We start from the raw sequence: 13,222 nt of genomic DNA on the forward strand, positions 1-13,222 counted from the left end.
CCGCCACCGCCACCGCCACCGCCACCGCCACCGCCGGAGATCTTGGCGCGGCGCCCTCCGGCCGATCCGGTCCGCTGCGCCTGGTCGCCGTGACCTCCTGCCCGACCGGCATCGCCCACACCTACATGGCCGCGGAGTCCCTGGCGAAGGCCGCCCAGGCCGAGGGCGTCGAGCTGACCGTCGAGACACAGGGCTCGGCCGGCTTCACCAGACTCGACCCGGCCGTGATCGCCGCGGCCGACGGCGTGATCTTCGCGCACGACGTGGAGGTACGGGAGAAGGAACGTTTCGCCGGGAAGCCCACGGTGGACGTGGGGGTGAAGGCCGGCATCAACCGCCCGGCCGCGCTCATCGCCGAGGTGCTGGAGAAGGTCGAGCGCGGCGAGGCGACCGCCCCCGCCGGGGCACCGGCCCCGATGGAGACCGCCGGGGAGCCCGGCGACCACTTCGGGACGCAGCTGCGCAAGTGGCTGATGACCGGCGTCAGCTACATGGTGCCGTTCGTCGCCGCGGGCGGCCTGCTCATCGCGCTGGCCTTCGCGATCGGCGGCTACGAGATCAACAAGGCGCCCTCGGTCGCCGAGCACTTCGTCTGGGCCGACGCCTCCAGCTGGGCCGCGCTGCTCTTCCAGATCGGCGGCGCCGCGTTCGGCTTCCTCGTTCCGGTCCTCGCCGGATACATCGCGTACGGCATGGCCGACCGCCCGGGTCTGGTGCCCGGCTTCGTCGGCGGCGCCATAGCCATCACGATCGACGCGGGCTTCCTCGGCGGCCTCGCCGCCGGTCTGATCGCGGGAGCGGTGGTGATGGCGATCCAGCGCGTCCATGTGCCGGCGCCACTGCGCGGCATCATGCCGGTGGTGGTGATACCACTGCTCTCCTCGGCGGTCGTCGGCTTCCTGATGTACGTCGTCGTGGGCAAGCCGATCGCCTCCCTCCAGTCGTCCCTGACCGACTGGCTGAGCGGGCTCTCCGGCGCCAACGCGATCATCCTCGGCGTCATCCTCGGCCTGATGATGTGCTTCGACCTCGGCGGTCCGATCAACAAGGTGGCGTACGCCTTCGCTGTCGGCGGCCTGGCCAACCCGACCCACGGCAGCCTGAAGGTGATGGCCGCGGTGATGGCCGCGGGCATGGTTCCGCCGCTGGCCATGGCGCTCGCGACGACCGTACGGGGACGGCTGTTCACCACGACCGAGCGGGAGAACGGCAAGGCCGCCTGGGTGCTGGGCGCCTCCTTCATCACCGAGGGCGCGATCCCGTTCGCGGCGGCCGACCCGCTGCGCGTGATCCCGTCGGCGATGGCGGGCGGCGCGGTCACCGGTGCCCTGTCGATGCTCTTCGACTGCACGCTGCGGGCCCCGCACGGCGGCGTCTTCGTGGTGCCGCTGATCGGTCAGCCGTTCCTCTACCTGCTCGCGATCGCGGCCGGTACGGCGGTCGCGGCGGGCCTGGTCATCCTGCTCAAGGGGCGCCGCAAGCCGGTGGCCACCGCCGGGCCGGCCCCCACCGCCCCTTCCGAAGCGGCCCCCAGGGTGCCGGTGGCGGCCTGAACCGTCCCGCTGTCCGGCCGGCCGAACGGCCGGACAGCGGGTTTTTCCCACGGTCGGGCCCGCCCGGTCACCGACCCCCGACATCTCCAGGAGAGTGAATCCCCATGTCCCAGCTCACCGTCGTCGTCGGCTCCCCCAGCGGGCTGCACGCCCGGCCGGCCTCGCTGTTCGTCCAGGCCGCCGCCCGGCAGCCGGTCAAGGTGACCGTCGGCCGCGACGGGCAGGCCCCGGTCGACGCCAGAAGCCTGCTCTCCGTACTCGCCCTGGGCGCCAAGCACGGTGAATCCCTGGTGCTGGCCGCCGAGGGCGACGGCGCCCAGGCCGCGATCGAGGAGCTGGCCGCCCTGGTAGCCCGCGACCTCGACGCCAAGGAGTAGCGATGTCGGCTGTGCTGACCGGCATCGGGATCGGCGGCGGCAACGCGGCCGGCCCGGTCGCCCGCCTGGCGCCCGCGCCGGCACTGCCCGCGCCGCGTACCGTGGCCGAGGCGGATCTGCCGGCCGAGGCCGCGGCGGTCCGCGAGGCACTGCGGCAGGTCGCAGCCGACCTGGAGCAGCGCGCGGCCGCGGTGGAGGGCGCCGCGGCCGAGGTGCTGTCCGCGAACGCCATGATGGCCGCCGACCCCGCACTCGCCGACCGGGCCGAGGCCCTGGTGCTGGACAGCGCCGACGGTGCGCACGCGCTCACCGCCGCCTTCGGCGAGTTCCGGGTCGCGCTGGAGGCGGCGGGCGGCTACTTCGCCGAGCGGGTCGCCGATCTGGACGACCTGCGGGACCGGTCGGTGGCGCGGCTGCTGGGCCTGCCGATGCCGGGGCTGCCCACGCCGGGCCACCCGTACGTGCTGGTCGCCGACGACCTCGCCCCCGCCGACACCGCCCTGCTCGACCCGGCGCAGGTCCTCGCCCTGGTCACCGAGCGCGGCGGCCCCACCAGCCACACCTCCATCCTGGCCAAGATCCTCGGCCTGCCCGCCGTGGTCGGCTGCACCGGCGCGGCCGGGCTGGCCGAGGGGCAGACGGTGCTCGTGGACGCCGCGGCCGGCACCGTGGAGGCCGACCCGCTGCCGGAGACCGTCGCGGAGGCGACCGCGCGCGAGCAGCGGCGGCGCGAGCTGGCGGCCCGGGTGGCCGGGCCCGGCCGCACCTCGGACGGCCACCGCGTGAAGTTGCTGGTCAACATAGGCGCGCTGCACGAACTGCCGAGCGCGGCGGCGGCCGACAGCGAGGGCGTCGGCCTGTTCCGTACCGAGTTCCTCTACCTCGACCGGGCCCAGGCGCCCTCCGTGGCGGAGCAGACCGACGCGTACCGTACGGTCTTCACCGCCTTCGCCGGACGCCGCGTCGTCGTACGCACCCTGGACGCCGGCGCGGACAAGCCCCTGCCGTTCGCCACCGCCGCCGACGAGCAGAATCCGGCCCTCGGCATCCGCGGCCTGCGCACGGCCACCCGCGACCCGCAACTGCTGGACGACCAGTTGACCGCCATCGCCGCGGCGGCCGAGGGCAGTACGGCCGAGGTGTGGGTGATGGCGCCCATGGTCTCGGTCCCGCAAGAGGCCGCCGGCTTCGCCGCGCAGGTACGCGCCCACGGCCTGCGGGTGGCCGGCTCCATGGTGGAAGTGCCAGCGGCGGCACTGCGGGCCGAGGCGCTGGCGGAGAGCTGCGACTTCCTCAGCATCGGCACCAACGACCTGGCGCAGTACACCTTCGCCGCCGACCGCACGCTGGGTTCCCTGGCCGAACTGCTGGACCCCTGGCAGCCCGCCCTGCTCGACCTGGTACGCCTCACCGCCCGGGCCGGCGCCCGGTACGACCGCCCGGTCGGCGTGTGCGGCGAGGCCGCGGCCGACCCCGCGCTCGCGCTGGTCCTGGTCGGCCTCGGAGTCACCAGCCTGTCCGTCGCGCCGAGCTGCCTGGGCGACGTACGGGCCTCCCTGGCCGGCCACACCCTCGGCGACTGCCGCCGCCTCGCCGAGCTGGCCCTGTCGGCGACCGACGCCGCCACCGCGCGCGAAGGGGTGCTCAAGGAACTGGGCTGAGGGGCACACGCACGTTCCAGGCCGGTCCCGGAGCCGACGACAACCGACCCACGGCTCCGGGACCGGCCCCTTCGTACCCGTCACCTCCGCACGGCGACCACAGGACCGACCGCCCGGACACCGGCCGCGTCCGTACCGGCCGCTTCGGTACGGCTGCTACGGGGACCGACCGCCTCCCTCGTAGGGCCGCCTTGTACCAGCCGTGGGCGGCGCATGCCGGATCAGTGGTGTCGGCGCGAGCGACGCGGCATCCGCGGAGTCCGCGCGCGGGCCCGCAAGCACCGCAGACATGTCTCAGGACACTGCGGGCACCCGCCCCCACCGCGCACGATCCACACCGCACCCGTCCCCACCGCGCCCCGGCGGCGCCGCCACCGTCCTCGGGGGGCGTCACAGCCGCCCGTGGATCTGCTGGGAGCGCCGCGTCAGCGAGTCGTTGATCAGGGCGACGAGCAGCACCCCGGCGGTGATCAGGAACTGCACGGCCACCTGGGTGTCCAGCAGGGCCATGCCCGAGGCGATCGACTGGATGACCAGCACACCCAGCAGCGCCGACCAGGTCCTGCCGCGCCCCCCGAACAGACTCGTGCCGCCGATGACGGCCGCGGCGATCGCGTTGATCACCAGGATGCCCTGGCCCGAGAGCTGGCTGACCGAGGTGATCCGCGAGGCCAGGAAGAGACCGCCGATCGCGGCCATCGTCCCCGACACGACGAACACCGAGATCCGCGTCACCACCAGGCTGATGCCCGCCCGGCGGGTCGCCACGGTGCTGCCGCCGAGCGCGTAGACCCGTCGGCCGTAGGGCGTGCCCCGCAGGACGTAGTCCAGGCCGGCGACGACGACGAGGAAGATCAACGGGGCCAGGGGCACCCCTCGGAACCGGTTCAGCACATACGCGGCGGCGAACGCGACCACCGCGATCACAGCGGTGCGCGCCACGATCTCGGCCGGCGGCCTGGCCGGGGTGCCGGCGGCCTCCCGGCGGCGGCCGTCCCGGTAGGAGGCGAGGAAGAAGGCGGCCGCGACGAGCGCCGCCAGCCCGTACGCGACGGCGTCGTGGTCGAAGGAGCGGCTGGTGAGCTGGGCGACCAGGCCGGTGTCGTCGAAGTTCACGGTGCCCATGGCGCCCAGGACGTAGATCATCAGGCTGTTCCAGGCGAGCAGGCCGGCCAGGGTGACCGCGAACGAGGGCACACCGATCCGGGCGAAGACGAACCCGTGGACGGCCCCCATCCCGGCGCCGGAAAGCACCGCGAAGACGACCGCCAGCCACTCCGGCAGGCCGTGGTCCACGTTCAGCACCACGAACACGGCCGCCGACAGGCCGCTGACCGAGCCCACCGCCAGGTCCACCTCGCCGATCAGCAGGACGAAGACGACGCCGACCGCGATCATGCCGAGGCCGACGCTGTCCACGCTGAGGTTGGTCAGGTTGCGGGGCGACAGGAAGGCGCTGTCGAGACTCTGGAAGACGATCCAGATCACGATGAGGCCGAGCACGGCCGGCGCCGAACCGAGCTCGCCACGGCGCAGCCGGCGCCTGAACGCGCCGGCTGCGCCGTGAAGTCCGTCCATGCTCCGCACCCGGGCGAGCAGCCGCCGCCCGACGGCGGCCGACCGGGGGGCGTCGTCGTCCTTCCGTTCGGACATCACCTTCCCTGAAGGCCCTGCCCCGCTCACAGGAACTCCTCCCCGACGTCTGCCGTGCGGTGGGTCACCGCGTTGTCGGTCGCACCGCTCATGGACGAGAAGATCTGCTCCTGGGACGTGGTGTTCACGTCGAAGAGTCCGTTGTTGCGGCCGAGGCGCAGCACCGCGACCCGGTCCGCGACGGCCTTGATGTCGCCCATGTTGCGGCTGATGATGAGCATCCCGAGGCCGCGTTCGCGCAGCCGTTCCACCAGGTCCAGGAACTCGTTGGTCTGCTCGACGCCCAAGGCCGCGGTGGGCTCGTCCAGCAGCAGCAGCTCGGGTTCGCCGAGCAGGGCACGGGCGATCGCGATGGTCTGCCGCTGGCTTCCGGACAGGGAGGCGACCGGGGCGCGCAGGTCGGGAGTGCGCATGGACAGGGTCTCCAGCAGCCGGCGGGTACGGCGGCTCATCTCCACTTCGTCGAGGGACAGGGCCGTGCCCAGTTCGCGGCCGAGGAACATGTTCTCGACCACATCGAGGTTCCCGCACAGCGCCAGGTCCTGGTACACGGCCGCGATGCCCAGCTGTTGGGCGTCGCCCGGGCGCGTGACCTGGACCGTTCGGCCCTGCCACAGGAAGCTGCCCTGGTCGGCGGGGTCGACGCCGGTCATCACCTTGACGAGGGTGGACTTGCCCGCGCCGCTCTCGCCCACCAGGGCGACCACCTCACCGGCCCGGATCTCCAGTTCCACGTCCGTCAGGGCCTCGACGGCGCCGTAGCGCTTGGAGACGCCGCGCAGCGCCAGCAGTGGTTCGGCCGACATGTGCGTCATCCCGCTCACGTCCCCGGTGGGACCCGGTCGCGGCCCGCCGGCCCGAGGAGCCCGGCCTTCTCGCAGGCAGAACGGAGCTTCGGGGTGCAGATCTGACCGATCGTGTACGTGCCGTCCTTGCCGACGGTGTCCTTGATGGTGGCCCGGGTCACCGGTACGGGCGTGAACAGGACGGCCGGGATGCCCTTGCTGGTGTCGTTGCTCACCCTGTCTGTGGCCATACTGGTCAGCTTTTCACCGCGACCGAGCGCGACGGCCATTTCCGCGGCCGTGTCCGCTTCCGGTTTGACCGGTTTGTAGACGCTCATGTACTGCTCGCCTTTGACGACGCGCTGGACGGCGGGGAGTTCGGCGTCCTGGGCGACCACCGGCGGCAGCGGTTCGATGTGGTCGGCCTTGAGCGCCGCGACGGCGCCGGCCGCGAGGACGTCGTTGGCGGCCAGGACGCCGTCGACGTGGCCGACGCCCAGCGCGGCGATGGCGCCGCGCATCTGGGCGTCGGCGTCCGCGGCGTCCCACTGTGCGGTCGCGTACGTCCTGGTGGCCTTCACCTTGCCCTGGAGAACGGAGAACGCGGCTGCCTGGCGCTCGCCCGTCCACCCACGGGTGGACGGGCCCTCCAGCACCACGACGGTGGCGTCGGCCGCGTCGGGGCCCAGCGCGGCGAGCAGCGCCTCACCCTCGAGCCTGCCGACCTCCCCGTCCCGGTGGCCGACGAAGCCGGCGACCGGGCCCTCGGTGAGCCGGTCGTAGGAGAGCACCGGGATGTTCTCCTTCTTCGCCTCGACGACCGCGGAGCGCAGGGAGCGGACGTTGACGGAGTCGAGGACGAGGACCTCGACCCCCCGGCTGATCATGGAGTCCACCTGCTGACGCTGGAGCCACGGGTCGCCGAGGGCGTTGGCGTAGTCCACCCGGCAGTCGGGGCACAGCTCCTTGACCTTCCGCTCGATCAGGGGCCGGTCGAACCTCTCGTAGCGGGCGGTCTCGTTCTCCGGGAGCAGCAGTCCGATCTTGATCTCGCCGTCGCGGTCGCCGCTCCCGCCGCCGTCCGCGTAGCCGACCGCCCCACCGCAGGCGCCGAGGCCCACGGCCAGGCAGACCGCGGTCGTCGCGGTGACGCGCGTACGGGCACTCGCTCTCATGTCAGGACCACCTCACTCGCCCGGACACCCGTCCGTGGCTATCCCACCACGGACTCGGCGTCCGCGCCGGGGGGCGACGTCACGGCGACCTCGCCCCACACCTGCTTGCCGCCGCTGAGCGGCACCGAGCCCCAGGACGCCGCCATCGCCTCGACCAGCAGCAGCCCCCGGCCACCGGTCGCCTCCCAGTCCAGGCTCGCCGGTTTGACGGGCGTGCGCGGCGAGGCGTCGCTCACCGCCACCCGCAGGCGGTCACCGGCGAGGGTGAGGTCGAGCCGGACCGGGCCCTGGGTGTGGACCAGGGCGTTGGTGACGAGCTCGGAGACGATGAGCAGCACCTCGTCGGCCGCCTCCCCGACGCCCCACGAGCGCAGCGTGCGCCTGGTGTACCGGCGTGCGTGCATCACCGCGTCGGGCAGCCGCCACACCGTGGAGCTGGCCCGGATCGGCCGCACCTTCATCCCGTCGTAGCGCAGCAGCAGCAGCGCCACGTCGTCGTCCCGGCGGGCGGCGCCGCCCAGGAGCTCGTCCGCGGCCCGCGCGGGCTCGGCCGGGTCGATCCGGGAGAGCAGGTCGCGCACCCGGCCCACGCCGTCCTCCAGACGCGTTTCCGCCGACTCGACCAGGCCGTCGGTCAGCAGGGCGAGGACCGAGCCGGCGGACAGGCCGATCGTGGTCATCGGGTACTCCGCGTCCGCCAGCACCCCCAGCGGCGGTCCGCCCTCGACCACCACCTCCTCGGTGCTGCCGTCCGGGTGACGCAGCAGCGGCTGCGGGTGTCCCGCCCGGACCAGCCAGGCGTCGCCGTCCACCATGTCCAGGTCGACGTAGAGGCAGGTGGCGAAGAGTTCGGTCTCCATGCCGACGAGCAGGCGGTTGGTGTGGGAGACCACCACGTCGGGCGGATGGCCCTCCACGGCGTACGCCCTGATCGCGGTACGTATCTGCCCCATGATCGTCGCGGCTCCGGCGTTGTGGCCCTGCACGTCGCCGATGACCAGCGCCACGTGGTCCTCGGAGAGCGGCAGTACGTCGTACCAGTCGCCGCCGACCTCCAGTCCCGCGGTCGCGGGCAGGTAGCGGGCGACGGCCACCCCGCTCGGGAGATCCGGGAGCGTACGGGGCAGCAGGCTGCGCTGGAGCATGGTGGCGAGTTCGCGCTGGGCGTCGAACGCGCGGGCGCGGGCCAGTGCCTGTCCCACCAGGCCCGCGGTCGCGGTCAGCAGGGACCGTTCCTCGGGAGTGAACTCGTGCGGCGCCTCCCAGCCGATCAGGCACACGCCGAGCAGCCGTCCTTCGCCCGTCAGCGGCAGGGCCGCCAGCCCGCCGGGGCCGATGTCCTCGAGCCCCGGTTCGAGGACCACGCCGGGCGGCCACAGGCTGATCCGGCCCGCGGCCAGGGCCGCCCGGAGTGTGGGCACGGCGCCGGTGGGCACGTCCGGCCACTCCGAACGCCATTCCCGCCGCCAGAGTTCCGGCCAGGCGGTGGGCTGCGGCGGATCGAGGACGGTGACGACCAGCCGGTCGCCCTCGATCTCGGCGAGGGCCATCCGGTCGGCCCCCAGCGGTCCGCGCAGCGCGGCGACCGTCAGCCGGCCGACATCACGCACGGTCGTCACGTCCCCCAGCGTGGCGGACAGCCGCTGCACCACGGAGACCTCGTCGACACTGGGCCGCAGCCGGGAGGCGTCGGCGAGGACGCCGAGCACCAGTTCCGGCTTGCCGTCCCGGTCGCCCAGCACCTGGTAGCGCATGCTCAGCCACCGCGGCTCGCCGTGGGGCCGGCGGACCCGGAACTCCAGTTCCCGCACGGCGGAGGTCTTCTGGCGCGGCTCCACGATGGACATCAGCGCGGGCAGATCGTCCGGAACGGCGCGCACCAGCAGGGTGTCCACGTGTCCGTCGAAGCTGTCGGAGGTCAGGTCGAACAGGCTGAGCAGCCGGGCGTCCGCGTCGATGCGGCCGGAGCTCAGGGTGAGGGTGAACGAGCCGACGCGGTCCAGGGCGAGGCCGTCGGAAGGCCGCGGTCCGGCGCCGGTCCCGACTCCGTTGGAACGGTTCGGGCCGTTCGTGGCGCTCACACCGTCGGGGCCGTTCGCGGCGCCCGGGACGAGCGGCCCGTTCAGCTCCGCGCCCGCTGCGAGCCGTGCGGCCACGTGGTCGGCGTACAGCTCCAGCAGATGGCGGCGCTCGCGGGCGAAGCCGTGGCCGTCGTCGTCCACGACGACCAGGCAGGCGGGTCGTCCGTTGTCGCGGAGGAGCGGGAGGACGGCGAGGGACACGGGGGGCGAGCCGCCGGGGGCCGGTTCGTGGGGGCCTGCCCGGCCGTGGGGCTCCGGCTCCGGGCCGGCCTTCTGGCAGGCGGCGAACTCCGCCGCGTCCAGCCACAGGGGCTGGACCACACGGAAGGCGTCCGCGACCGGGGAGCGGCCCGCCACGGGGTAGCGGGACGCGAGCCCGTACCGGTCGGCGGGGCCCCCGTCGGTCTGGGTCAGCCGCAGTTCGTCCGACTCCTCGTCCAGCAGGTAGACAGCGGTGAGCGCAGCGCCCGCGAAGGCCGGGCCCTGTCCCGTATCACCCCGCGCCGCCCGGTCGCGCGGGGCGCCCTGATCAGAGGCCCCGCGGGGCAGCCCGGTCCACCTCCCGGGGTTTCCCGCCCCGGACCCGCCTTCACCTGGCATGTCGTCACCGCATCGTCCGCGGTCCCTTCGCGAGGCCCCGCCCGCTCGCTCACCCGTCACCGACGTCGGCGGCGACCCGGGCACGGCTCGACGCGATGACGCCGATCCGGAAAAGGGACGGTCACATCACCAGCATGGCACCGCGGTGTCCCCACCGCATTCGGCGCGACGCCGCCCCGGTGACCCCGCTCGCGCGGCCTCCGGCCCGGGAGACACAGGACCCGGGCGGCCCGCGCCCTCCGGGACCGCCGCGAGCGTCGGAGCGCCCCGCGCTGCCCGCGCCCGCAACCTCGGCGTCGCGCTCCGTCACCGCCTGGCGGAGGCGGTGCGGTGCGGGCGACGGCGCCGCTCACCGGCTGAATCAGCAGAATCAGCGGTTTCACACGAACGCGTGAGGCGCGATCCGATAAGCAGACACGTCGAGATCGCGGGCTCGAACGCGGCCCTTGAACACTCACAGTGATCGCGATAATGTGAGTTGGGTTCGGGCGTTTCCGGCCGCAATGCGCGGGATCACCGGACCTGCCGCGCGGAGTCGCCCTTCCGTGCGGACGGCGTATGCACCTGCGGATTGGTGATGCCCACACCGCATACCCGGGAGCCCCACCCGACGAACGGCATAGTCATGACCACGGTTCGAATCCTTGCGTGCGGAGAAAGACTCGTGCATCAGAAGTGGACGCGGTGTCGGATGCCCGGCTGACAACACCCTGACGGTGACGGGTTTCCACGACGCGATCGAGACCCCCGCACGGCGGAGCCGTATACCCTCACCATGATTCTCATACGACCCAGGACAAGGGAACGAGCCTGATCGACGCGTGGGTTCCCTTCCCAGGAGGGCGAAGGCAGAACCCACGCCGTAACCGCGGCGGACATACGACCGGGCCCGTACCCGGACCCGAAGTGCGCCGGGAGCGCATTCGGAATCAACTCGTGCGCCGGCGGTCCCGCACATCTCCCAGCCTGAGACGGCGAACAGCCCGAGACGGCAAAGACAGCAGTCATGCGCACATCCCCGGTCACCGGCATTCTCGCCGGCGTCCGCTTCCGCCTCACCCTTTCGGGTGTTGACACGGTGATTCGGCCATCGCCTTCCGCGGTGTATCCCCCGGGCGCACGCTCAGCGCGCGGAGAGCGCGACGATCGAAAACGCGCCCCTTCAGTTTCTTGTACACCCGGCCGATACAGGGAGTAACAGTCTGGGCAACAGCTCCAGGCACATACCGGCCGGTTTGTGAACAATATCAAGATCGTCACCCGTACATACCATCACTCAACCACTGAACTTCAGGAGGGACGGCGGGACATGGCCCCTCGACCACTGGTGGAACGGCAGCCCAACGAGCGACTGCAGACACTCATCAACGAGGCAGGTTGCTCGAACGTGGGATTGGCCCGGCGCGTCAACAGGTACGGCGCCGAGCGCGGGCTCGACTTGCGGTACGACAAGACCTCCGTCAGCCGTTGGCTCCGGGGGCAGCGACCGCGCGGTCTGACACCGGTGATCATCGCCGAGGTGCTGGGCGACAAGCTCGGGCGCGCGCTCTCGGTCGACGACGTCGGCATGGTGCACAGCCGGCAGCAGGAGGCCTCCGGAGTCGGCCTGATGTTCGCCCCGGCGCTTCCCAACGCGATCGACCAGGTCACCGATCTGTGGCGCAGCGACGCCAACCGCCGCAATCTGCACGACGGTTCGCGGGTGGCCGTCTCCGCGTTGCTGGGGCCCAGCCGGGACTGGCTGATCACCGACCCGGACCTGTCCGTGTCGCGGGTCGGGGGCCAGCGGGTCGGCGAGGCGGACATCGAGCTGATGACCAGGGCCACCCGGCAACTGGCCGATCTGGACCACCGGTTCGGCAGCGGGCACGTACGTCCGATCGCCGTGCACTACCTGAACAGCGTCGTCTCCGGCCTGCTCAAGGGGTCGTACCACGGCACGATCGCACGCCGGCTGTGCGGCGCGGCGGCCCGCCTGACGGAACTCGTCGGCTACATGGCGGTCGACCAGGGCAAGGTCGGCCTGGCACAGCGCTATTACATCCAGGCGCTGCGTCTCTCCCAGGCCGCCGACGACCGCGGCTACGGCGGCTATGTGCTGGCCGCGGGGATGAGCCACCTGGCCGCCTCCCTCGGCTATCCGCGGGAGGTCGCGCCCCTCGCGCGCGCCGCCCAGGAGGGCACGCGCGGTCAGGCCAGCCTCACCACGCAGGCGTGCCTCTACGCGGCGGAGGCGCGCGGATACGCCCTGATCGGTGACGGGCAGGCGTGCAGCCTCGCCGCGGGCCGGGCGGTGGACGCTCTGGAGCGGGCCAACCCCGAGAACGACCCCGAGTGGATCTCGCACTTCGACCGCGCCTACCTCGCCGACGAACTGGCCCACTGCTATGTCGACCTCCACCAGCCCAAGCCGGCCGCGCGCAACGCCGAGGAAGCGCTCACCGGGCACCCGGAGCACCGGGTGCGGCGCCGGGTCATCGACCTGATTCTGCTCGCCACGGCGCTGGTGCAGGACCGGGAGCTGGAAGAGGCGTGCGAGACGGCGACGCGGGCGGTGGACCTGCTGACCGACCTGCGGTCCAACCTCGGCATCACGTACCTGAAGAACTTCCGGTCCCGGCTGAGGCCGTTCGAACAGGAAGCCGTGGTGCGTGATTTCGAGGCTCACCTGGAGCACGCCACCGGGCACCTGACCATGAGCCACCGGCAGGACCAGCATGTCTGACCCCGCTCTGCTCCCGCAGGGCGGAACACGCGGCAGGTCGTACGGTGGGGGTCCCGTACGGCACTCCCCACCGCACGACGACGCTGCTCGTTCACGGTGCGATGTCGCACACGGCCGCACCGGCGGCGACCCGCGTGCCGACCTCGGCCGTGAGGCCCTTGACGGTGCCGGAGCGGTGGGCCCGGACCGGCTGCTCCGTCTTCATCGCTTCCAGGACGACGATCAGGTCGCCCTCGGTGACCTGCTGGTTCTCCTCCACGGCGACCTTCACGATGGTGCCCTGCATCGGCGCCGTCACAGCCGGGCCGGACAGGTTCGGGTCGAACGCGCCGGCTGAGCGGTACCTCGGCGGGGTCCGACGCGGGACCGCCGCCGCCAGCGCGGCAGCGGCGGCCAGCCCGGCGAGACCCCCGGTGATGCTGACGTCGAGCCGCTTGTTGTTGACCTCGACGACAAGCCTCTCCCGGGGAACGCGGCCCGGGGTTTCGTCGTCGTCGGTGGTGGTGCCGGTGAAGGGGGTGATGGTGTTGGTGAATTCGGTTTCGATCCAGCGGGTGTGGATGGTGAAGGGGCCTTGGGGTGGGTTGAAGGCGGGGTCGGTGACGACGGTGC

Annotated in this window: 9 protein-coding genes; 4 read left to right on the forward strand and 5 right to left on the reverse strand. The window is 72.6% G+C overall.

Annotated elements, in window-relative coordinates:
* The 3 genes from VIW71_RS09550 to ptsP all read left to right on the forward strand — a co-directional run.
* The coding region (locus VIW71_RS09550) for a PTS fructose transporter subunit IIC (RefSeq protein WP_331621636.1) at window positions 1-1,553 on the forward strand (1,553 nt) is incomplete at its 5' end.
* A 104-nt stretch (window positions 1,554-1,657) separates the two neighbouring features.
* Complete coding sequence (locus VIW71_RS09555) at window positions 1,658-1,930, forward strand: HPr family phosphocarrier protein (RefSeq protein WP_331621637.1); 273 nt, start codon at window positions 1,658-1,660, stop codon at window positions 1,928-1,930.
* A 2-nt stretch (window positions 1,931-1,932) separates the two neighbouring features.
* Window positions 1,933-3,591, forward strand: a complete 1,659-nt coding sequence (ptsP, locus tag VIW71_RS09560) for a phosphoenolpyruvate--protein phosphotransferase (protein ID WP_331621638.1) — start codon at window positions 1,933-1,935, stop codon at window positions 3,589-3,591.
* Window positions 3,592-3,981: 390 nt separating this feature from the next.
* Here ptsP and VIW71_RS09565 read toward each other — a convergent pair whose 3' ends face one another.
* From VIW71_RS09565 to VIW71_RS09580, 4 genes are read right to left on the reverse strand one after another with little or no spacing between them, the layout of a single operon-like run.
* On the reverse strand, window positions 3,982-5,244 hold the full coding sequence (locus VIW71_RS09565) for a sugar ABC transporter permease (protein ID WP_414720710.1): 1,263 nt from the start codon (window positions 5,242-5,244) through the stop codon (window positions 3,982-3,984).
* Between the two features lie 26 nt (window positions 5,245-5,270).
* Complete coding sequence (locus VIW71_RS09570; RefSeq protein ID WP_331621644.1) at window positions 5,271-6,050, reverse strand: ATP-binding cassette domain-containing protein; 780 nt, start codon at window positions 6,048-6,050, stop codon at window positions 5,271-5,273.
* Window positions 6,051-6,064: 14 nt separating this feature from the next.
* Window positions 6,065-7,204, reverse strand: coding sequence for a substrate-binding domain-containing protein (locus VIW71_RS09575; protein WP_331621639.1), 1,140 nt, complete (start codon window positions 7,202-7,204; stop codon window positions 6,065-6,067).
* 38 nt (window positions 7,205-7,242) lie between these two features.
* A complete protein-coding gene (locus VIW71_RS09580) occupies window positions 7,243-9,885 on the reverse strand; it encodes a SpoIIE family protein phosphatase (RefSeq protein WP_331621640.1) in 2,643 nt (880 codons plus the stop codon).
* A gap of 1,309 nt (window positions 9,886-11,194) precedes the next feature.
* On the opposite strand from VIW71_RS09580, the gene VIW71_RS09585 reads away from it, so the two are divergent.
* Entirely contained in the window at window positions 11,195-12,610 is a 1,416-nt protein-coding gene (locus VIW71_RS09585; protein WP_331621641.1) for a transcriptional regulator, read from the forward strand.
* 91 nt (window positions 12,611-12,701) lie between these two features.
* On the opposite strand, the gene VIW71_RS09590 is transcribed toward VIW71_RS09585, so the two are convergent.
* A partial coding sequence (locus VIW71_RS09590; protein WP_331621642.1) for an acetyl-CoA carboxylase biotin carboxyl carrier protein subunit occupies window positions 12,702-13,222 on the reverse strand: 521 nt, incomplete at its 5' end.

It is taken from the genome of Streptomyces sp. (assembly GCF_036524955.1).
GTDB lineage: Bacteria > Actinomycetota > Actinomycetes > Streptomycetales > Streptomycetaceae > Actinacidiphila.

What these genes read in the sequence shown, in the direction of transcription:
- VIW71_RS09575 (WP_331621639.1), bottom strand. Translation starts at nt 7,204, where the DNA reads ATGAGAGCGAGTGCCCGTACGCGCGTCACCGCGACGACCGCGGTCTGC.
- VIW71_RS09585 (WP_331621641.1), top strand. Translation starts at nt 11,195, where the DNA reads ATGGCCCCTCGACCACTGGTGGAACGGCAGCCCAACGAGCGACTGCAG.
- VIW71_RS09570 (WP_331621644.1), bottom strand. Translation starts at nt 6,050, where the DNA reads ATGTCGGCCGAACCACTGCTGGCGCTGCGCGGCGTCTCCAAGCGCTAC.
- ptsP (WP_331621638.1), top strand. Translation starts at nt 1,933, where the DNA reads ATGTCGGCTGTGCTGACCGGCATCGGGATCGGCGGCGGCAACGCGGCC.
- VIW71_RS09555 (WP_331621637.1), top strand. Translation starts at nt 1,658, where the DNA reads ATGTCCCAGCTCACCGTCGTCGTCGGCTCCCCCAGCGGGCTGCACGCC.
- VIW71_RS09580 (WP_331621640.1), bottom strand. Translation starts at nt 9,885, where the DNA reads ATGCCAGGTGAAGGCGGGTCCGGGGCGGGAAACCCCGGGAGGTGGACC.
- VIW71_RS09565 (WP_414720710.1), bottom strand. Translation starts at nt 5,244, where the DNA reads ATGTCCGAACGGAAGGACGACGACGCCCCCCGGTCGGCCGCCGTCGGG.